An 18751-nucleotide genomic window follows, 5' to 3' on the forward strand; every position below is an offset into this window, starting at 1 on the left:
ACGACCCGCGGAAACGCCGAAGGCCGCCCCTCGGGCGGCCTTCGCGAGATCTTGGGAGTGCGCGATTCAGTGGGCCGCCGGATGAGCGGTCCACCACCAGGTCATGGTCAGTCGCGCGTGCATGTCCAGGACCTTACCTCAGTTCCAGGGGTTCGCCGGCTGATCGTTGATCGCGGTCCAGAAGCGGGTGCCTTCGGGTACGTAGCCGTACGCCCAGAAGGACCAGCCACCGCTCGCCTCCAGGTTGGCGCCGTACCGGCCGTCGTGGAACTCGGCCTCCCGCCAGTCCGCGCCGTAGTACCGCGCACAGATCGCGTCCGCCGCGGCCCGGCTGGTCAGCGACTTGCCCAGCACGGGCGGCGTCGCGGCCACGGTGCCGCGCGACCAACCGGCGTAGAAGTCCGGGGTGATCCCACTGGGCACGGCGCTGCCGCTGACTCTCAGGCACAGCACGGGGAGCGTCGCCGTGGCGGCGGTGTCACCGTTGTACGCGTCGGTCGCGGAGTCCGCGCCCACCCGGATCGTGCCGTCGGTCCCCTTCGCGAGCACGGTCCAGGTCATCCCGGACGCGATGGCCGATGAATCCGCCTGGGCGGCTGTGGCGTTGAGCGACATCACTGCGAGCGAGGCGGCGGCCGCGAAGGCGGCGGCACCGCGGCGGAGCAACTTCCTCATGGGGCACTCCTTCGGATGGGGGCCGGCCGCAGAGGTGGGCCGGTCACCCGGACAGCGTCCGAGGAGGGCACGGTTCCATCACGTCATCTTCACGGACTGTCCGTAAACAGCCGGAGGATGCCCGAACGCCCGTTCTTGCGCGACGCGTCCTGCGTGTGCTTGGTACGGACCTTCGTCGCGCGGAGTGCTTGCCCACGACATCATGTGGGCGGCGTAGGCGCTCACAGCGTGAGGGGCGGCGTCTCACACCGTGGGCAGCGGGCTGGACGCGCGGCAGGACCCCGTAACCTTGTCCGGGTGACCGTGAACGCTGAAACCCACGCCGGTGGCCACACCTGGCAGTCTCTTCCCGCGGCGCAGCAGCCCGACTGGCCGGACCGAGCGGCTCTGCGCGATGTGATCGCTGAGCTCGAGTCCTATCCGCCGCTCGTCTTCGCGGGCGAGTGCGACGCGCTGCGGCACCGCCTGGGGGCCGTGGCGCGGGGCGAGGCGTTTCTGCTCCAGGGCGGTGACTGCGCCGAGGCATTCGACGGCGTGGGCGCCGACCAGATCCGCAACAAGCTCAAGACGCTCCTCCAGATGGGCGCCGTGCTGACCTACGCCGGATCCGTCCCGGTGGTGAAGGTGGGCCGGATCGCCGGGCAGTACAGCAAGCCGCGCTCCAAGCCGACCGAGACCCGGGACGGGGTGACCCTGCCCACCTACCGGGGCGACTCCGTCAACGGGTTCGAGTTCACCCCCGAGGCGCGGATCCCGGACCCGCAGCGGCTGAAGCGGATGTACCAGGCGTCGGCCTCGACGCTGAACCTGGTGCGCGCCTTCACCACCGGCGGCTACGCGGACCTGCGGCAGGTGCACGCCTGGAACCAGGACTTCGTGAAGTCCTCGCCCTCGGGCCAGCGCTACGAGGCGCTGGCGCGCGAGATCGACCGGGCGCTGGCCTTCATGAACGCCTGCGGGGTGGACCCGGAGGAGTTCAAGACCGTCGAGTTCTTCTCCTCGCACGAGGCGCTGATCCTGGACTACGAGACGGCGCTGACCCGCACCGACTCCCGCACCGGAGAGCTGTACGACGTGTCCGGCCACATGGTCTGGATCGGCGAGCGCACCCGGCAGTTGGACGGGGCGCACATCGAGTTCGCCTCCAAGGTCCGCAACCCGGTGGGCGTGAAGCTCGGCCCGACGACCACGCCGGAAGAGGCGCTGTCGCTGATCGAGCGGATCGACCCGGACCGTGAGCCGGGCCGGCTGACCTTCATCACCCGGATGGGCGCGGACAAGATCCGCGACAAGCTGCCCAACCTGGTGGAGAAGGTGACCGCCTCCGGTGCGCAGGTCGTCTGGGTCTGCGACCCGATGCACGGCAACACCTTCGAGGCGGCGTCCGGGCACAAGACCCGCCGCTTCGACGATGTGCTGGACGAGGTCAAGGGCTTCTTCGAGGTCCACAAGGAGCTGGGCACCCATCCGGGCGGCATCCATGTGGAGCTGACCGGCGACGATGTCACGGAGTGCGTGGGCGGCGGCGACGAGATCTTCGTCGACGATCTGCACCAGCGCTACGAGACGGCGTGCGACCCGCGGCTCAACCGCAGCCAGTCGCTGGACCTGGCGTTCCTGGTGGCGGAGATGTACCGGGACCAGTAGGGATCGTCCGGGGTCGGTAAAGATCACAAAGACGCAGGTGGGGCGCGGATCACAAGGATCCGCGCCCGCTGTGCGTTGTGGGGGTCCGGCGCGGCAGGTAAGGTAAGGATTACCTCACTGATCAATGCCGTCGTCGATGCCACCGCTGGAGAGCCCGTGTACGTCTGCTCATGCTTCGGGATCACCGAGAAGCAGGTGCGCGAGCACGCGGAATCGGGCGCGTGCACCCCGCGCCAGATCGCCGGTGCCTGCAAGGCGGGCACGGACTGCGGATCGTGCGTGCGGAAGATCCAGGCGCTGCTGGGCCGCGGTGCGTGCCCCCGGCGCGAGGCGCTGGACCCGGTCGTCCTCACGACGGCCGCGACGACGACGGCGGTCGCTGCCGCTGCCGTCCCGGAGCCGACGGCGGCCGAGGCGGCCTGACCGGCGGACCGGCTCGGTCGCCGCGCGTTCTGCCGCCGCGGGCTCAGTGGCCCTTGCCGCTCCCCGAGTAGTTGTCGCCGTGGTCGCTGGGCTGCTCGATCTGCTGGGCGATGTAGAGGGGCTCACCGAGCTTCTCGATCAGCTCGAGCTGGGTGTCGAGATAGTCGATGTGGAGTTCCTCGTCGGCGAGGATGTACTCGAAGAGATTCGCCGAGGTGATGTCCGCCTTGGACCGCATCAGCTCGATGCCCCGCTTGAGGCGGTCGATCGCCTCGACCTCCACCTGCCGGTCGGCCTGGAACATCTCGGTCAGCGTCTGCCCCACCCGGACATGGAAGAGCCGCTGGTAATTGGGCAGCCCATCCAGGAGAAGGATGCGGTCGGTGAGCATCTCCGCATGCTTCATCTCGTCGAAAGACTCCGACCGGGTGTATTTGGCAAGCCGAGTCCAGCCAAAGTGGTCCTGCATCTTTGAGTGCAGAAAGTACTGATTGATCGCGGTCAGTTCGCCGGTCAGCTGCTCGTTGAGGAACTCGAGGACCTCGGGGTCACCCTGCATCGGAGGGGCTCCTTCCAATCCGATCGGGAACGGCAGGTTCCGCGCATCGTCGCACCGCGCCTGTTGGGGCGTCCAGTAAGTGCACGCTTAGTACGAGTTGTGCCCGTCCCCGATGCCCTGGTCACGACCACCCCCGGCGGTCTGAGACCATGGAGCCCATGGGTCAGTCGGAAAGCCGCGAGGGGGAGCTCGCGAAGCTGCCTCCTGGGCAGCGACTGCAGCGCGGTTGGCCGGTTACGCACTATGGGCCGGTCCCGAAGTTCAAGCCGGACCGATGGGAGTTCCGGGTCTTCGGCGCCACGGCGGACGGCGAAAAACACTGCTGGACGCATGAGGAGTTCTCGGCCCTGCCGTACTCGACGGTCGTGGCCGATCTGCACTGCGTCACCAAATTCAGCATGCTCGACGCCGAATGGGGCGGGGTTTCCTCGCTGGAGATCGTGAAGCTCGCACCGCCGGCGCCCGACGTCACCCACGTGATGGTGTGGGCCGAATACGGGTTCAGCTCGAATCTGCGGCTGGCGGACTTCATGACGGAGTCCACGATTTTCGCCACCCACAAGGACGGCGAGCTGCTCACCGCAGAGCACGGCTTTCCGGTGCGGCTGGTGGTTCCCCATCTGTACGCCTGGAAGGGCCCGAAATGGGTGCGCGGGGTGGAGTACATGACCGCCGACCGCCGCGGCTTCTGGGAGGAGCGCGGCTACCACAACATCGGCGACCCCTGGACGGAGCAGCGCTACTCCTACCAGGAGGAGCCGGGCGACGGCCCGGAGCTCTAGCCCCGGGCCGCCATGGCCTGGTCAGTGGTACTGGTGGACCACCGCATGTCCCTTGCCCCGCCCGATCATCCACTTGTTGACCGGCGTGGTGACCAGGAACGCCACCGCGAACGACAGGGCCAGGCTGAGCCAGAAGAGGGCGTCCGACAGCGTCGCGTCCATCGCGCCCGGGAAGACGACGATCGTCGCGTTGTCGGCCAGCTCCATGATCGTGATCGATACGGTGTCGGCCGCCAGCGCCACCCGCAGCGCGCTGCGCATGTCCAGCCCCGCCCGCAGCACGCCCCGCATCGTCAGGGAGTAGCCGAAGACGAAGGCGAGCACGATCGCCAGGATCATGGTGGGGACGTTGTGCCAGGCCAGGGCCGTGCCGATGGCCATGCCCACGACCTCGCCGATGGCGCAGCCGGTGAGGCAGTGCAGGGTGGCCTGCGCGGCCATCGACCAGTTGGTCGCGCCCGCGTGCTCCTCGTGGTCATGGTGCTCATGAGTTTCGCTCTGCGTGTGCTCATGCTGTCGCATGTCCGTCGTACCCCCAGCGTTGATCGCGGATTCGTCGACCGCTTTCAACGCTATACCCCCTAGGGGTATTCCTCAATGCACCGGGCGCGTTCTCAGGCCGCCCCGGCGCGCAGCTCCTTCAGCCGGGCCACATCCGCCGCATGCCCCTCCGTACCGCCCGGTGTCTCGATCACCAGCGGCACCCCGTCGGTCGCGGGGTGGGTGAACAGCTCGCGGAACGGCTCCGCCCCGATGTGCCCGGCGCCGATGTTCGCGTGCCGGTCCTTGTGGGCGCCGACCACGTCCTTGGAGTCATTGGCGTGGATCAGCCTGAGCCGCCCCTCACCGGCGACGGCCACCAGCTCGTCCAGGGTCTGCTTCACACCACCCGGGGCGGCGAGGTCATGGCCCGCCGCGAACACATGGCAGGTGTCCAGGCAGACCCCGAGCCGGGGGTGCCGGTCGAGCGCCTCGACGTACGGGCCCAGGTCCTCCACCAGCGCGCACAGCGAGGTGCCCTGCCCGGCGGTCGGCTCCAGCAGCAGCCAGGGGTCGTCGTCCCGGGTCAGCTCGTCCAGCAGCGGCAGCACCCGCTCCCGCACCTGCGCGATCGCGGTGGCACGCGGACGTCCCCCGGTCGCCGAGCCGGTGTGGACGACCACGCCGAGCGCGCCGATCTCCCGGCCGCGGCGGAGCGAATGGCGCAGGGACGCGACGGAGCGTTCGGCCGTGGCCTCCGTGTGCGAACCGAAGTTGATCAAGTAGGGGGCGTGGACGTACACGGGTATCGACCGCTCGGCGCAGCCGGCGCGGAACGCCTCGTCCTGGGCGGGCGTACCGGCCGGGGTGGCCCAGCCGCGCGGATTGGCGACGAAGACCTGGACGGTCTCGGCGCCGATGTCGGCGGCGTGCGCCAGACCGACGGTGGCGAGGCCACCGGCCACACGGATATGGCCACCGATGGGGTTGCGGATGCGATGCGTACTCACGCCATCAAGGGTCCCAGGTGCGAAGGAGCCGCGTTGTCGCCCCCCAGCCCGCGTTGTCGCCCCCTGGGCGAGGCCATGGCCCCCTGGCCGGGTCCGCTGTCGGTGGGCGCCCCTACTGTGACGTACATGACTCTGCTGAGCTTTGACCGCCGCTGCTCCGAGATCGTCGCGCAGACCCAGCTGTTGCGGGGCTCGATCGAGGGCGCGGATCTGACCCGTCCCGTGCCCACCTGCCCCGGCTGGAACGTCGGGCAGCTGCTGCGTCATCTCGGCGGAACCCATCGGTGGGCCGAGGAGCTGGTGCGCACCCGGGCCACGGAAGCCCTGCCCGACCAGCACTTCCGCGATCTGTCGCCGTACGCGGAGGAGGACCCCGCCGAGCTCGCCCCCTGGCTGGTCGAGGGTGCCCAGACGCTGGCCGACACGCTGCGCGAGGCGGGGCCCGAGGCGCCGCTGTGGACCCCGGTGCCGGACTTCGGGCAGGTCGCCGGGGGCCGCGCGGACTTCTACGCCCGCCGCTTCACCCATGAGACGGCGATCCACCGGGCCGACGCGGTCCTGGCCCTCGGCGCGGAGTACACCCTCGACCAGGAGGTCGCCCTGGACGGGTTCGACGAGTGGCTGGCGCTCGGCTCGCTGCCGATGCACTTCGAGGTCCACCCCTGGATGCGCGAGCTGCTCGGCCCCGGCCGCACGCTGCACTTCCACGCGACCGACACCGCGCCGGAGGTGGCGGCGGAGTGGGTGGTCGACCTCACCGGCGACGCGATCATCTGGCGGCGGGCGCATGAGAAGGCCGCGGTCGCGGTGCGCGGGCCGCTGACCGACCTGCTGCTGATCATCTACAAGCGGCGCCCGGCCCGCGGCGCGGGCGTCGAGATCCTGGGCGATGAGAAGCTGCTGGACTTCTGGCTGGAGCGGGTCAGCTTCGGATGAGCGGCCGGGACGGATGGCGTTCGCCGTCCGTCCGGCGGCCGCCACCCGTCCCTCGGCCTCAGAACACGCCGCCCTCGGTCTTGATGGTGATCGTGCTGCCCTTGGGCGCCTCGTCGCCGCCCTCCACCGACTGGTCTTTCACCTTGTCCCCGGGGAACAGCAGCGCCTTCTCGACGTTCACCTTGAACCCGGCGCCCTCCAGCTCCGCCTTGGCGTCGTCCACGTTCATCCCCGTGACGTCCGGCACCTCGACCATCTGCACGCCCTTGGAGATGGTCAGCGTCACCGTGTCGCCCTTGGCGGCCTCGTCGTCCGCCGACGGGGACTGCTCGGCGACCGAGCCCTTGTCCTCCTCCGAGAACACCTGCCGCTCGGCGATCTTCACCTTGAAGCCCTCGTCCTCCAGCGTGGACCGGGCCTCGTCGACCGAATCGCCCACCACGTCCGGGATGTCGACCGGCCGGCCCTTGCTGACCACGATCGACACCGGCGTCTCGGGCCGGCGCACGGAGTCGGGGGCCGGGCTGGTGGAGAGGACCGAGCCCTGGGCCGTCTCACTGCTGAAGCGGCCGGTGACCTTGCCGACCGTCAGCCCCTGGTCCGCGATCTTCCGCTTGGCCTCGGCGAGCGGCATGCCCACCACATTGGGCACCTCGGCCCGCGGCCGCCCCTGGGAGACCCGGATGGTCACGGTGCCGGTGTCGCGGACGCGCTCGCCCGGGCCGGGCTTGGAACCGATGACCTTCCCCTTGGGGACGACATCGCTGTACTCGTTGACGACCTTCACATCGAGACCGGCGCCGTGCAGCTTCTTCTCGGCCTCCGCCTGGGGCTTCCGCAGCACCGGCGGGACCTCGGTGAACTGGCCGGCGCTGATGTACCAGACGCCGACGCCGAGGGCGATCGCCAGCAGCACCCCGGCGGCGATCGTCACGATCCCGCGGCGCGGCAACCGGCCCCGGCCGCCGCGGCCGCCCCGGCGGTGCCCCTCCTGGCGGGGCGGTTCCGGGGGCAGCTCCAGACGGCTGGTGTGGTTGAGCTGGTCCTGGTCGTCGCCGGCCGCCGCCGGGCGCGGAATCACCGCCGTACGGTTCTCGGACCCGGCCGAGACGTCCTCCTTGGCCTGCGGCGGCACCGCGTCCAGCTGGTCGTCGGTCAGCGCGGCCCGCACCGCTCGGGTCGTGCTCAGCAGCGCGACGGCGTCGGCGGGGCGCGCCTCGACGGCGCGCGCGGTGGCCGAGGCCACCAGCGCGTCCAGCTCCGGGGCGACCCCGGGCGCGACGGCCGAGGGCGGCGGGACGTCCTCGTTCAGATGCTGATAGAGGACCTGCGCCGGGGTGCTGCCACCGTGCGGCTTGGCGCCGGTCAGCATCTCGTACAGCACCACACCGCAGGCGTAGACATCGGCGCGGGTGTCGGCCGTGCCGTGCTCGATCTGTTCGGGCGCGAGATACGAGACGGTGCCCAGGACGCTGCCGGTGGAGGCGCTGGTGTTGCTGTCCACCGCCCGGACCAGGCCGAAGTCGGCGACCTTGACCCGGCCGTCGTCCCCGATCAGCACGTTCTCGGGCTTCATGTCGCGGTGGACGAAACCGGCGAGGTGGGCCGCGCCGAGCGCGGCCAGCACCGGCTCCAGGATGTCCAGCGCGGCGCGCGGATGCAGGGCCCCGCGCCCGCGGAGCACATCGCGCAGGGTGCAGCCGGAGACGTACTCCATGGCCAGATAGACATGGCCGCCGTCCGCTCCCTGGTCGTAGACGGCGACCACATTGGCGTGCGCGAGTCTCGCGACGGACTTCGCCTCCCGGATGAAGCGCTCGACGAAGGCGGCGTCGGAGGCGAGGCTCTGATGCATCACCTTCAGGGCGAGCACACGGTCCAGCCGGGTGTCGACGGCCCGGTAGACCGTCGCCATCCCGCCAACGGCGATGCGCGCCTCGATGCGGTAGCGGCCGTCGAGCTCCTGCCCGACGAGGGGGTCCTGGAGGGTCGTATCCACGGGGGAAGTCTACGAGGCGCCGATATCGGCCAGGACCGGCCGCCCCAGGTGGGGCGGGTACTGCAGCGGAACGGTGACACCGGCGGGTCAGTTGTGCGACGCGGCGGCGATCGCGGCCAGCTCCTCCAGCGCCGAGGTCCAGGACAGCGTGGCGTACTCGGCGTGCTTGGCCTTGGCGTCGTCGGGGACGGCCAGGGCGCGGATGCCGCTCTCCGCGAACCGCAGCCGGGTGCCCCGTCCCTCGGGCGAGAGCGCGAACTCCACGAGGGTGGCTTCGCCGGGGTCCGAGGGGGCGTGATCGGGCTCCAGGGCCAGCCGGAAGCGGAAGAGGGCGTCCGGGACCGCCCGCTCGACCTGGCCGTGGAACTCTCCGTGCTCGTCCCAGCGGAACCGGAGCCGCCCGCCGGGGTGCGGATCGATCTCGCAGCCGCCGGGGGCGTACCAGGCGCGGATGTGCTCGGGCGTCGTCAGCACCCGCCACACCCGGTCGATCGGCGCCGGTACGTACACCTCGCGCTCGATCCGGTCGTCCACGGTCACGGTCACGGCGACCACCTCCGGGCTGTGGGCTGCTCCCTCCCTCCACGGTAGGGCCCCGCGGGGCCCGGACACCGGGCGGCCGAAGGCCCGGGACGTCAGCCGAAACGCCCAGGACGTCAGCCGAAGGCCCAGGACGTCAGCCGAACGTCCAGGGCCTGGCCGAACGCCCAGGGCCTAGCCGAAGGCCGGGCGCTCGGGGTCCAGGGCGGCCAGGCCCTCGGCCGGGCTCGACGCCTCGGCGAAGTGGCGGCGCGGGATCCGGCCCGCCCGGTGGGCCAGCCGGCCCGCCTCCACCGCGTGCCGCATCGCCCCCGCCATCAGCTCCGGCTCCTGGGCCCGGGTGACGGCCGAGGCGAGCATCACCGCCGCGCACCCCAGCTCCATGGCCAGCGCGGCGTCCGACGCCGTGCCCGCGCCCGCGTCCAGGATCACCGGCACGGTGGCGCGCTCGGTGATCAGCTGGAAGTTGTGCGGATTGCGGATGCCGAGCCCGGAGCCGATCGGGGAGCCGAGCGGCATGATCGCGGCGCAGCCGACGTCCTCCAGCTTCCGGGCCAGGACCGGATCGTCGTTGGTGTACGGCAGGACCGTGAACCCGTCGTCCACCAGGGTCTCGGCGGCGTCCAGCAACTCGATCGGATCGGGGAGCAGGGTGCGCTCGTCGGCGACCACCTCCAGCTTGACCCAGTCCGTGCCCAGGGCCTCCCGGGCGAGGCGGGCGGTGAGCACGGCCTCACCGGCGGTGAAACACCCGGCGGTGTTGGGCAGCGGGCGGATCCCGTGCCGGTCGAGCACGGAGAGCACCGACCCCTGCACCGTGGGGTCGAGCCGCCGCATCGCGACGGTCGTCAACTCGGTGCCCGAGGCCAGCAGCGAACGCTCCAGAATCTCCAGACTGGGCGCGCCGCCCGTGCCCATGATCAGCCGGGAGCCGAAGTCGGTCCCGGCGATGGTGAGCGGATCGGGCGCGGTGAGCGACGCCCGGTCGGCGGCGCCGTGGGCCGTCGTGGCATCGGGGGCGGCTGTGACCGCTGTGGCGGGTGTGGCGCTCGTGGTGGTTGTGGTGTTTGTGGTGGTCGTGGTGGGAGCCATGGGCGGATCAGCCTCCTTGGACCGCGGTGAGGACCTCGACGCGATCACCGTCGCCGAGCGAGGTGGCGGACCACTGGGTGCGCGGGACAACCGTCTCGTTGACGGCGGCGGCGACACCCGAGGGCGCCTGGGTGAGGGTCGCGACGAGCCGGTCGAGCGTGGTGCCCTCGGGCACCTCCCGGGGCTCGCCGTTCACGGAGACGGTCATGTGTGCTGCTCCTGTGCTGGGGAGTGCGCGGCGTCGGGGACACCGGAAGAGGGCGCTGCCGAGCTGGGCGAGGAGGCGGCCGGGACCGCCGAGGCGTCCGCGGGGGCGGTCGGGGGTGCTCCGGCGTCCGAGGGGGACGTGAAGCGCTGGGGGGTGAACGGCTGGGCCTCCGGCGGGAGTTCGCCGCTGGTGAGGGCCTCGGCCATGACATCGCCGGTGATCGGGGCGAGGAGCACGCCGTTGCGGAAGTGGCCGGTGGCCAGCAACAGCCCCGGCAGCGCGGTCGGGCCGAGCATCGGGGCGTTGTCGGGGGAGCCGGGGCGCAGCCCGGCGCACGTCTCCACCAGCGGCAGTTCGGTGATGCCGGGCACCACCTCATGGGCGTCCCGCAGCAGTTCGTACACCCCGCCCGCAGTGACCGTGGTGTCCCAGCCCAGCTCCTCGCTGGTCGCGCCGATGACCAGCTCGCCGTTCTCGCGCGGCACCAGGTAGACCGGCCCGCCGCGCACCACGGCCCGTACGGTGCGGGAGAGGAACGGCGCGTACCGCTCGGGCACCGACAGCCGCACCACCTGCCCCTTGACGGGCCGTACGGGCGGCAGGACGTCCTCGGGGACGCCCGCGAGCCGTCCGCTGAGGCTCCCGGCGGCCAGTACGGTCCGCTCGGCGGCCAGGCGCGTACCCCCGGCCAGCTCGACCCCGGTGGCGCGGTCGCCGTCCAGCAGCAGCCGCTCCGCGCGGTCGCGGTGGAAGGCGACTCCGGCCCGCTCGCACGCGGTGAGCAGCGCCGCCGTCAGCCGCCGCGGATCCACCTGGTGGTCACCGGCGACGCGCAGCCCGCCGTGCACACCCGGCGAGAGCATCGGCTCCAGCCGGCGGCATTCACGCCCCGTCAGCCACTCGGACTCCAGCCCGAGCCCCTGCTGGAAGGTGTGGAGTTCGCGCAGCTGAGCGCGGTCGTCGGCGTCGAACGCGACGGCGAGCGTGCCGCACGCGCGATGGCCCACGTCCTGGCCGCCGGCCTCCTCCAGCTCCGCCACGAAGTCCGGATAGCGGCGTGCGGAGGCCATATTGAGGCCGAGCAGGGTCTGCTCGCCGTAGTGCAACTCGGTGACGGCCGCCAGCATCCCGGCCGCGACCCAGGCGGCTCCGCCGCCGGGCGCCGGGTCGACGAGCGCGGTACGCAGCCCGCGCTGGGCCGCCCGCCAGGCCGTGACCAGCCCGATGATGCCGCCCCCGATGACGAGGGCGTCATGGCGTCCGCCGGGTGGCGGCCCGCCTGATGTGTGAGGTCCGTCGTCAGGACCTGGTGCGTGCGTGGACACGCTGCCCCTCCCTTCGCCGGCATGACCCGGATCAGGTTCGTACGGTCGGAGGCCGTTCCAGCCTCCCTCTCAGCCCGGTACGCCCGGGCTCCCGCGAGTGCTCTGCCCCGCCACCCTAGTACGTGCCCCGAATCACCCGAAAGAGCGGCCATACACCAGGGACCCCAGCCTTCCGGCACGTCTGACCCCAGCCCTCTGGCGTGTCCGCCCGAGCCTTCCGGCATGTCCGTCCCCAGCCCTCTGGCGTGTCCCGCCCGAGCCCTCCGGCACGTCCGTCCCCAGCCCTCTGGCGTGTCCCGCCCGAGCCCTCCGGCACGTCCGTCCCCAGCCCCTGGCGTGTCCCATCACAGCCCCCCGGCGCGTCGCAACCTCGCCCGGCGGTTCCCCATCCAGCCCCTCCAGGGGCACCTCCCAGCGGTAGCTGGGGGAGTTCGAGGGGTGCGGGGTCCGGGGCGGAGCCCCGGCGGGGGTCCAGGGGGCGCAGCCCCATTGTTTCGGGAAGGGGCGGGGTGGGGGCTCACCGCCGGAGGCGCCCACAACCCGCACCGACCCCCCGTCCGACCCCCCGCTCTGTGTCCGACCTCTCGTAAGCCGCTCTCCAGTCCGCCCCACCAGCCGCAATACAGTGATCGTGTGAGCGATGAGACGACGACGAAGCCGTCCTCGAACGACGCCGGACAGCGCGTGGTGATCGTCGGAGCGGGCATGGCGGGCGTGCAAACCGCCGTCGCGCTGCGCGAACAGGGCTGGACCGGGGAGATCGTCCTGCTGGGCGCGGAGCCCCACCAGCCCTACGACCGGCCCCCGCTGTCCAAGGCCGTACTGCTAGGAAAGGCCGAGGGCTCGACGCTCGACGTGGACTTCGCCGGGCTCGGCATCGGCCTGCGGCTCGGCGTCCAGGTCACCGGCCTGCGCCCGGACAAACGGCTCGTCGAGACCGCGACCGGCCAGCTCCCGTACGACGTCCTGGTGCTCGCCACCGGCGCCGAGCCGATCCCGCTGCCGGGCAGCGAAGAAGAGCCCGGCGTCCATCTGCTGCGCACGCTGGACGACGCCGAGCGGCTGCGCCCGGTGCTCGCCCGGCAGCGCGAGATCGCGGTCGTGGGGGCGGGCTGGATCGGCGCGGAGTTCGCCACCGCGGCGCGCGAGGCGGGCTGCGCCGTGACCGTCGTCGAGGCCGCGGACCGGCCGCTGGCGGGCGCGCTCCCGGCCGAGGTCGCGGCCCCCATGGCGGCCTGGTACGAGGACTACGGCGCCCGGCTGGTCACGGGCGCCCGAGTGGCCTCCGTCGACGAGAGCGGGCTGCTGCTCGGCGACGGCACCCGGCTGCGCGCGGGCGCGGTGGTCGTCGGGATCGGGGCCCGGCCCGCCACGGACTGGCTCGCGGGCTCGGGCGTGGAGCTGGCCGAGGACCGGTCCGTCGCCGCCGACGACCGGCTGCGCACCTCCGCGCCGGACGTCTACGCGGTCGGCGACTGCGCCTCCTTCCCGTCCGCCCGCTACGGGACGCGGCTGCTGGTGCACCACTGGGACAACGCGCTCCAGGGGCCGCGCACCGTCGCCGCCAACGTGGTGGGGAGCCGGACGGCCGCCCACTTCCCCGGTGTGGTCTACGACCCGGTGCCGTACTTCTGGTCCGAGCAGTTCGGGCGCTTCGTGCAGTACGCCGGGCACCACTCGGAGGCCGACGAGTTGGTCTGGCGCGGCGATCCGGCCGGTGCCGCCTGGTCGGTGTGCTGGCTGCGCGAGGGCGCCCTGGTCGCCCTGCTGGCCGTCGGCCGTCCGCGCGATCTGGCCCAGGGGCGCAAGCTGATCGAGCGCGGCGCCCGGCTGGACCGGACGCGGGCCGAGGACCCCTCGGTGCCGCTGAAGTCGGCCGTCCTCTGACCGGCGGGCCGACCGCCGGTCGGCCGCCGGCCGGGGCGTCCGGGGCGGGGCGGGCGGCCCGCGCGGCGGGCGCCCGGCTACCCACTGTCAGTCCCAGATGGCAGGCTTGTTCCGTGACCGAGATTGACGCAAAGATCGATGCTCTCGTCCCCGCCTGGCTCACCCTCCCCGACGTCGCCGAACGGCTGGGGGTCGAGGTGACGCGCGTCCGGCAGTTGGTCAAGGAGGGCCAGCTGATCGCCGTGCGCCGTGGCGAGAACAGGGTCCTTCAGGTGCCCGAGGAGTTCATCGGTGACGGAAAGGTCGTCAAGGGCCTCGTGGGGACCTTGACGCTTCTGAAGGACGACGGCTTCAGTGACGAAGAGATGCTGGAGTGGCTCTTCACTCCCGACCCGAGCCTGCCCGGCACCCCGGCACGGGCGCTGAGTGAGAATCGCGGCACGGAAGTGAAGCGGCGGGCTCAGGCCCTCGCCGTCTGACGCCCTCGCCGTCCGAACCCTCATCGTCCGAACCCTCATCGTCCGAACCCTCGCCGTCCGAACCCTCGCGTCCGACGCGACCTGATCGAACCTGGCGTACGGGCCGGGCTCCGCTCATGGCCCGTACGCCGCCCGACCCTCCGGGGGGAACCCATGTCCACCGCCGTCACCGCCACCGCTCGCGAGCGGCTGGCCGACGCCCGCCTCTATCTGTGCACCGACGCCCGGAAGCGCCAGGGCGATCTGCCGGAGTTCCTGGACGCCGTCCTGGGGGCGGGGGTGGACATCGTCCAACTGCGGGAGAAGGAGATGGAGGCGGCCGAGGAGCTGGAGCACCTCCAGGTTTTCGCGGACGCCTGCCGCCGGCACGGCAAGCTGCTGGCCGTCAACGACCGGGCCGATGTCGCGCATGCCATCGGCTCGGATGTGCTCCATCTGGGCCAGGGTGATCTGCCGGTGCGCGCGGCGCGCGCGATCCTCGGCGAGGACGTGCTGATCGGGCGCTCCACCCATGCGGAGGCGGAGGTGGACGCGGCGGCCGTCCAGCCCGGTGTGGACTATTTCTGCACCGGCCCCTGCTGGCCCACCCCCACCAAGCCGGGCCGCCCCGCCCCGGGGCTGCCCCTGGTGCGCTACGCCGCCGCGCTGGGCACGGAGCGGCCGTGGTTCGCCATTGGCGGAATCGACGCCTCCAACCTGGATCAGGTCCTGGAGGCGGGCGCCCGCCGCATCGTCGTGGTCCGGGCCATCACGGCCGCCGACGACCCGGCGGGGGCGACGGCTGAGCTGGCGAAGCGGGTCCGCGCGGCGGCCTGACCGGAGCCCGCCCGGCGACCAGGCCCGGCTTGTCACCCGGGTTTCACCCACCTTTCATCCGGCCCGGCCCCGGCCAGGCCCGGGCTCGCCTGCCGAAGGCGTACGGAGCTGTCCGCACTGCGGACAGGAAGCTGGCAAAACCCCCATATCTCCGAGGTCGGGTGGGCGTAGCCGGGCCGGGTGGATAGCCTGCATCTATGGCCCTAGGCACCGCTTCCACCAGGACCGATCGCGCCCGAACCGTGCGCGATCTGCTCGCGTCGGGCGAGCAGTCGTATTCCTTCGAATTCTTCGCCCCCAAAACGGCGAAGGGCGAGCAGACGCTGTGGAACGCCATCCGCAGGCTGGAAGCCGTCTCGCCCACCTTCGTCTCCGTGACCTACGGAGCCGGCGGTTCCTCCCGCGAGGGCACCGTGCGTGCCACCGAGCGCATCGCGACGGACACCACGCTCACCCCCGTCGCCCATCTGACCGCCGTCAACCACTCCCGGGCCGAGCTGCGCAACATCATCGGGCAGTACGCCGGGGCCGGGATCCGGAACATGCTCGCCCTGCGCGGCGACCCGCCGGGCGATCCCATGGGGGAGTGGATCCAGCACCCCGACGGTCTCACCTACGCCGCCGATCTGGTCCGGCTGATCAAGGAGTCCGGCGACTTCTGCGTCGGCGTGGCCGCGTTCCCCGAGATGCACCCCCGCTCGACGGACTGGGACACCGACATCGGTCACTTCATCGACAAGTGCCGCGCGGGCGCCGACTTCGCCATCACGCAGATGTTCTTCTATCCCGAGGACTATCTGCGGCTGCGCGACCGGGTCGCCGCAGCGGGCTGTACGACACCGATCATCCCTGAGATCATGCCGGTCACGAACGTCAAGCAGATCGAGCGGTTCGCACAGCTCAGCAACGCCGCGTTCCCGCCCGAACTGGCTGAGCGGATCCTGGCGGTGAAGGACGACCCGGCGGCTGTACGCTCGATCGGGATCGACTACGCCACGAAGCTGTGCGCGCGGTTGATGGCCGAGGAGATCCCCGGGCTGCACTTCATTACCCTGAACCACTCCACGGCGACGCTGGAAATCTACGAGAATCTGGGACTGCATCAGCGGTCCTGATGACGGCAGCCGACGGGCGGCCGCATTGAGAGGGGCGGGCATGGGCTGGACGGTCCTCTACATCGCATTCGGCGTCGTCGCGCTGTGGCTGCTGGGAGAGGTCCTCCTGCAGTACAAGGCGCGGCTCCGCTGGCGGCTGCTGGCCTTCGTCGGCTTCCTGGGTGTGGTCCTCGGTGTGCTGATCCCGTCGGTTCCGGTGATCGGGGTGGGCGCGATCGCCTTCGCCGTCGGCCAGACGTATGTGACGCTCTCCTTCCGGCGCGGTTTCGCCGCGGGCTGGGCGCTGAGCGGCGGGCTGCCGGGGCTGCTGGGGCGAGAGGGGAAGAGCATCCGGCCGGACGACGCGGACAAGGAGCCGATCCTCGAGGTCTCCGGCCTGGAGGCGGTCCCGGCGGCGCCGCCGGAGCCGCCCACCTACCAGCCGCAGCCGATGCCCGACGACACCGGTGAGTACGGCGTCTACGAGGAGCCGTCCCCCTTCACCCCGGCCTCGGGCGCGTACAGCGACGCGGCGGCGGACGGCTACAGCGCGTACGAGACGTACGGCGGCTACGGCGCGCAGCAGGACCACAGCCAGGACCACAGCCAGGGGCAGGGCCACAGCTACGGCCAGGACGTCTACGCGGACCAGATGGGCCAGGCCGGGCAGTACGGCTACGGGAACGAGGCGTACGCGGCCTACGGCCAGGATCCGTACGGCGGCGCCCAGCCCCAGGCCCAGCCCTACGACCAGCAGACTTACGACCAGCAGGCGTACGACCAGCAGGCGTACGGGCAGCAGCAGTACGCCGAGCAGTACGCGGCCTACGGCCAGCAGGATCCGTACGGCGGGACCTACGGCGGCGGCGACCACTGGGCGGCCGAGGCCGGCTACCCCTCGCCGGACCCGGCCTACGACGTGACGCAGGCCGGCGGGCCCTGGGTGCCGCAGCAGCGCGAGGGCGACGCCGCGCCCCCGGCGGACCAGCAGGCGTACCCGTACCAGCAGCAGCACCAAGGCCAGAACCAGGGCTACCCCCAGGATTTCGACGAGCAGTACCGCTACTGAGCTCCGCCGACAGGTGGGTGCCGCTCCCGGGAGCGGCACCCACCGCGCGTTTCCGGGGCCCGCGCTACTGGGAGCCCCGCCAGTCCGCGCCCTCGACGATCAGCCCGGCCACCAGCGCGCCCGACATCCCCGCATGGGCGAGCCCGCCGCCCGGATGAGCCCAGCCGCCCGCCAGATACAGGCCCGGTATCCGCGTGACATTGGCGGGCCGCAGAAACGCGCCGTCCGCCCCGGCGAGCGCCGGGCCCGGCACGCCACCGCCCCGGGCGCCCGTCTCCGCCGCGGTGTCGGCGGGTGTGCGGACCTCATGCCACAGCAGCCGGCCCCGCAGATCCGGTATCGCGGCCTCGGCGGCCGTGATCAGCCGCTGGGCGTCCCGCTCCGCCGCCGCGCCGTCCGTCCAGTCCACCGGGCCGTGCGGGGCGACGACGGCGGTAAGGGTGACGGCCTCGTGCTCCGCGTCCGGGCGCACCGCGGGCTCGTCCGGGCGCAGCACGGTCACCGTGGGGCGGGGGCAGGGCTCGCGGAGCCCCTGGCCGTCGCCGAAGACGGCGGCCAACTCCGCGTCGCGGTCCGGGGCGTGGACCACGGTGCGGTGCGCGGTGCCCTCGGGGCGGGCGCCGCGCAGCGCCAGAAGGACGGTCAGCCGCCCCGGTGTGCCGCCGCCCGCGCCGGGCTCCGGCCGGACGTCCCCCTCCCGCCAGGGCTGCTGCCCGCCGAGCAGCGGGGGCAGCAGCGCGGGGTCGATGCCCGAGACCACCGCGTCGGCCTCCGTGACGGTGCCGTCGGCCAGCTCCACACCCGCCGCGCGGCCGTCCTTCTCCACGATGCCGGTGACCTCGGCCTCGAAATGGAACTCCACCCTCCGCTGACGGCAGCGCTCATGGAGGGCATCGGCGAGCGCCCGCATGCCCCCGCGCACGTACCAGGTGCCGAACGTCTGCTCGACATAGGGCAGCACGGTGGCCGCGGCGGGGGCGGAGCGCGGGTCCAGGCCGTGCGCCAGCGCATGGCTCTCCAGGAGGGCCGCGGCGCGCGGATCCCTCAGCTCGCGGCGGGCCACCTCGGCGAGCGTGGGCGGCCCGGCGGCGGCGCCCCGGCGGAACAGGCCGCCGAGCCGGCCGCGCCGCACGGGGGCGGCCGGATAGGGGTCGCGGCCCAGGACCGGCCAGTCGGCGCGCAGCGGCTCCTCCAGGAGCGGTCTGCGGGTGGCGTCCCACACCTCGCGCGCCCGGTTGACCAGATCGCTCCAGCGCTCGCCCGCGCCCGCGCCGAAGGCGCCGTCCAGCGCCTGGAGCACCCCGGCCCGCGAGGCGTTGGGCAGCCGGACGTCCGTGCCATCGGCGAAGAGGTGCCGGCTCGCCGGGTCGACCTGGACGAGCTCGACGCTCTGCTCCAGGGTCTGCTTGCCGGTCTTCACGAACAGATCCCGGTGGACGGCGGGCAGATGCAGCAGCCCCGGGCCCGTGTCGAAGCGGAAGCCGTCCCGCTCGAAGCGGCCGACCCCGCCGCCATGGGTGCGCCCGCGCTCGTACACCACCACCCGGTGGCCCGCCACGGCCAGCCGGGCGGCCGCCGCCATGGCGCCCATCCCGGAGCCGATCACCACAATCCGTGCCATGACCGTGACTTTATCCGCCCCCACCGACAGCCGGGCCACCGTGCCTGGGGACGAACGCGCAGAGCTGAGTACGCGTACTCAGCCGGGGAGATGAGTAGCCGCGCGGATG

At 72.3% G+C, this 18751-nt stretch carries 20 protein-coding genes and 1 riboswitch; of the genes, 9 read left to right on the plus strand and 11 right to left on the minus strand.

All coding sequences use genetic code 11. From position 1 onward, the window contains the following. Positions 1 to 66 precede the first annotated feature (66 nt). Both ACZ6TD_RS34145 and ACZ6TD_RS34150 read right to left on the minus strand, forming a co-directional pair. Complete coding sequence (locus ACZ6TD_RS34145) at positions 67 to 123, minus strand: trp operon leader peptide (protein WP_198268090.1); 57 nt, start codon at positions 121 to 123, stop codon at positions 67 to 69. Positions 124 to 138: 15 nt separating this feature from the next. After that, positions 139 to 675, minus strand: coding sequence for a hypothetical protein (locus ACZ6TD_RS34150; RefSeq protein WP_471344381.1), 537 nt, complete (start codon positions 673 to 675; stop codon positions 139 to 141). A gap of 297 nt (positions 676 to 972) precedes the next feature. On the opposite strand from ACZ6TD_RS34150, the gene ACZ6TD_RS34155 reads away from it, so the two are divergent. Beyond that, positions 973 to 2322 carry a class II 3-deoxy-7-phosphoheptulonate synthase gene (locus ACZ6TD_RS34155; protein ID WP_470009189.1) on the plus strand — a complete coding sequence of 450 codons (1350 nt, stop codon included), beginning with the start codon at positions 973 to 975 and terminating at the stop codon, positions 2320 to 2322. 156 nt (positions 2323 to 2478) lie between these two features. After that, positions 2479 to 2745 carry a (2Fe-2S)-binding protein gene (locus tag ACZ6TD_RS34160; protein WP_471344382.1) on the plus strand — a complete coding sequence of 89 codons (267 nt, stop codon included), beginning with the start codon at positions 2479 to 2481 and terminating at the stop codon, positions 2743 to 2745. A gap of 43 nt (positions 2746 to 2788) precedes the next feature. Here ACZ6TD_RS34160 and bfr read toward each other — a convergent pair whose 3' ends face one another. Next, positions 2789 to 3304, minus strand: a complete 516-nt coding sequence (bfr, locus tag ACZ6TD_RS34165) for a bacterioferritin (RefSeq protein WP_471344384.1) — start codon at positions 3302 to 3304, stop codon at positions 2789 to 2791. A gap of 158 nt (positions 3305 to 3462) precedes the next feature. On the opposite strand from bfr, the gene ACZ6TD_RS34170 reads away from it, so the two are divergent. Further along, positions 3463 to 4086 carry a sulfite oxidase-like oxidoreductase gene (locus tag ACZ6TD_RS34170; RefSeq protein ID WP_471344385.1) on the plus strand — a complete coding sequence of 208 codons (624 nt, stop codon included), beginning with the start codon at positions 3463 to 3465 and terminating at the stop codon, positions 4084 to 4086. 21 nt (positions 4087 to 4107) lie between these two features. Here the strand turns inward: ACZ6TD_RS34170 and ACZ6TD_RS34175 are convergent, their stop codons facing one another. After that, on the minus strand, positions 4108 to 4608 hold the full coding sequence (locus tag ACZ6TD_RS34175; RefSeq protein ID WP_471344387.1) for a DUF4396 domain-containing protein: 501 nt from the start codon (positions 4606 to 4608) through the stop codon (positions 4108 to 4110). A 92-nt stretch (positions 4609 to 4700) separates the two neighbouring features. Further along, positions 4701 to 5576, minus strand: a complete 876-nt coding sequence (locus tag ACZ6TD_RS34180; RefSeq protein ID WP_471344388.1) for a deoxyribonuclease IV — start codon at positions 5574 to 5576, stop codon at positions 4701 to 4703. A 126-nt stretch (positions 5577 to 5702) separates the two neighbouring features. Here ACZ6TD_RS34180 and ACZ6TD_RS34185 point away from each other — a divergent pair, with 126 nt between their 5' ends. Further along, the gene (locus ACZ6TD_RS34185) at positions 5703 to 6512 is read left to right on the plus strand and encodes a maleylpyruvate isomerase family mycothiol-dependent enzyme (protein WP_471344390.1); all 810 of its coding nucleotides are present in this window, start codon (positions 5703 to 5705) and stop codon (positions 6510 to 6512) included. Between the two features lie 58 nt (positions 6513 to 6570). Here the strand turns inward: ACZ6TD_RS34185 and pknB are convergent, their stop codons facing one another. The 5 genes from pknB to thiO all read right to left on the minus strand — a co-directional run bounded on the left by pknB (position 6571) and on the right by thiO (position 11592). Continuing rightward, positions 6571 to 8511 carry a Stk1 family PASTA domain-containing Ser/Thr kinase gene (gene pknB / locus ACZ6TD_RS34190; protein WP_471344391.1) on the minus strand — a complete coding sequence of 647 codons (1941 nt, stop codon included), beginning with the start codon at positions 8509 to 8511 and terminating at the stop codon, positions 6571 to 6573. An 87-nt stretch (positions 8512 to 8598) separates the two neighbouring features. Next, complete coding sequence (locus tag ACZ6TD_RS34195) at positions 8599 to 9057, minus strand: SRPBCC domain-containing protein (protein ID WP_052702117.1); 459 nt, start codon at positions 9055 to 9057, stop codon at positions 8599 to 8601. A 168-nt stretch (positions 9058 to 9225) separates the two neighbouring features. Then, positions 9226 to 9969 (minus strand): thiazole synthase, encoded by a 744-nt coding sequence (locus ACZ6TD_RS34200; protein ID WP_471358276.1) that lies wholly within the window; start codon positions 9967 to 9969, stop codon positions 9226 to 9228. 181 nt (positions 9970 to 10150) lie between these two features. Then, a complete protein-coding gene (gene thiS / locus ACZ6TD_RS34205) occupies positions 10151 to 10351 on the minus strand; it encodes a sulfur carrier protein ThiS (RefSeq protein WP_020872049.1) in 201 nt (66 codons plus the stop codon). Next, positions 10348 to 11592 (minus strand): glycine oxidase ThiO, encoded by a 1245-nt coding sequence (gene thiO, locus ACZ6TD_RS34210; RefSeq protein ID WP_471358278.1) that lies wholly within the window; start codon positions 11590 to 11592, stop codon positions 10348 to 10350. The genes thiS and thiO overlap by 4 nt, the downstream gene beginning before the upstream one ends. A gap of 75 nt (positions 11593 to 11667) precedes the next feature. After that, positions 11668 to 11781: riboswitch (TPP riboswitch) on the minus strand. Between the two features lie 600 nt (positions 11782 to 12381). Between thiO and ACZ6TD_RS34215 the strand changes: the two genes are divergently transcribed. The 5 genes from ACZ6TD_RS34215 (at position 12382) to ACZ6TD_RS34235 (ending at position 17021) form a co-directional block, all read left to right on the plus strand. After that, positions 12382 to 13563: an NAD(P)/FAD-dependent oxidoreductase gene (locus ACZ6TD_RS34215; protein ID WP_471358281.1), complete on the plus strand. Its 1182-nt coding sequence runs from the start codon at positions 12382 to 12384 to the stop codon at positions 13561 to 13563. 113 nt (positions 13564 to 13676) lie between these two features. Then, positions 13677 to 14042 (plus strand): Rv2175c family DNA-binding protein, encoded by a 366-nt coding sequence (locus tag ACZ6TD_RS34220; protein WP_037949046.1) that lies wholly within the window; start codon positions 13677 to 13679, stop codon positions 14040 to 14042. A 153-nt stretch (positions 14043 to 14195) separates the two neighbouring features. Then, positions 14196 to 14858 (plus strand): thiamine phosphate synthase, encoded by a 663-nt coding sequence (gene thiE / locus ACZ6TD_RS34225; protein WP_471344393.1) that lies wholly within the window; start codon positions 14196 to 14198, stop codon positions 14856 to 14858. Between the two features lie 197 nt (positions 14859 to 15055). Further along, positions 15056 to 15973, plus strand: a complete 918-nt coding sequence (gene metF, locus ACZ6TD_RS34230) for a methylenetetrahydrofolate reductase [NAD(P)H] (RefSeq protein WP_471344395.1) — start codon at positions 15056 to 15058, stop codon at positions 15971 to 15973. Between the two features lie 40 nt (positions 15974 to 16013). Then, on the plus strand, positions 16014 to 17021 hold the full coding sequence (locus ACZ6TD_RS34235; protein WP_471344397.1) for a hypothetical protein: 1008 nt from the start codon (positions 16014 to 16016) through the stop codon (positions 17019 to 17021). Between the two features lie 64 nt (positions 17022 to 17085). Here ACZ6TD_RS34235 and ACZ6TD_RS34240 read toward each other — a convergent pair whose 3' ends face one another. Further along, positions 17086 to 18642, minus strand: coding sequence for a phytoene desaturase family protein (locus ACZ6TD_RS34240; RefSeq protein WP_471344399.1), 1557 nt, complete (start codon positions 18640 to 18642; stop codon positions 17086 to 17088). Positions 18643 to 18751: the final 109 nt, after the last annotated feature.

The organism is Streptomyces yongxingensis (genome assembly GCF_055597465.1).

Excerpts from the sequence above, each read along its gene's own strand:
- ACZ6TD_RS34150 (WP_471344381.1), bottom strand. The coding sequence starts at position 675 with ATGAGGAAGTTGCTCCGCCGCGGTGCCGCCGCCTTCGCGGCCGCCGCC.
- bfr (WP_471344384.1), bottom strand. The coding sequence starts at position 3,304 with ATGCAGGGTGACCCCGAGGTCCTCGAGTTCCTCAACGAGCAGCTGACC.
- ACZ6TD_RS34170 (WP_471344385.1), top strand. The coding sequence starts at position 3,463 with ATGGGTCAGTCGGAAAGCCGCGAGGGGGAGCTCGCGAAGCTGCCTCCT.
- ACZ6TD_RS34175 (WP_471344387.1), bottom strand. The coding sequence starts at position 4,608 with ATGCGACAGCATGAGCACACGCAGAGCGAAACTCATGAGCACCATGAC.
- ACZ6TD_RS34185 (WP_471344390.1), top strand. The coding sequence starts at position 5,703 with ATGACTCTGCTGAGCTTTGACCGCCGCTGCTCCGAGATCGTCGCGCAG.
- ACZ6TD_RS34200 (WP_471358276.1), bottom strand. The coding sequence starts at position 9,969 with ATGGGCACGGGCGGCGCGCCCAGTCTGGAGATTCTGGAGCGTTCGCTG.
- thiS (WP_020872049.1), bottom strand. The coding sequence starts at position 10,351 with ATGACCGTCTCCGTGAACGGCGAGCCCCGGGAGGTGCCCGAGGGCACC.
- ACZ6TD_RS34215 (WP_471358281.1), top strand. The coding sequence starts at position 12,382 with ATGGCGGGCGTGCAAACCGCCGTCGCGCTGCGCGAACAGGGCTGGACC.
- thiE (WP_471344393.1), top strand. The coding sequence starts at position 14,196 with ATGTCCACCGCCGTCACCGCCACCGCTCGCGAGCGGCTGGCCGACGCC.
- metF (WP_471344395.1), top strand. The coding sequence starts at position 15,056 with ATGGCCCTAGGCACCGCTTCCACCAGGACCGATCGCGCCCGAACCGTG.
- ACZ6TD_RS34235 (WP_471344397.1), top strand. The coding sequence starts at position 16,014 with ATGGGCTGGACGGTCCTCTACATCGCATTCGGCGTCGTCGCGCTGTGG.
- ACZ6TD_RS34240 (WP_471344399.1), bottom strand. The coding sequence starts at position 18,642 with ATGGCACGGATTGTGGTGATCGGCTCCGGGATGGGCGCCATGGCGGCG.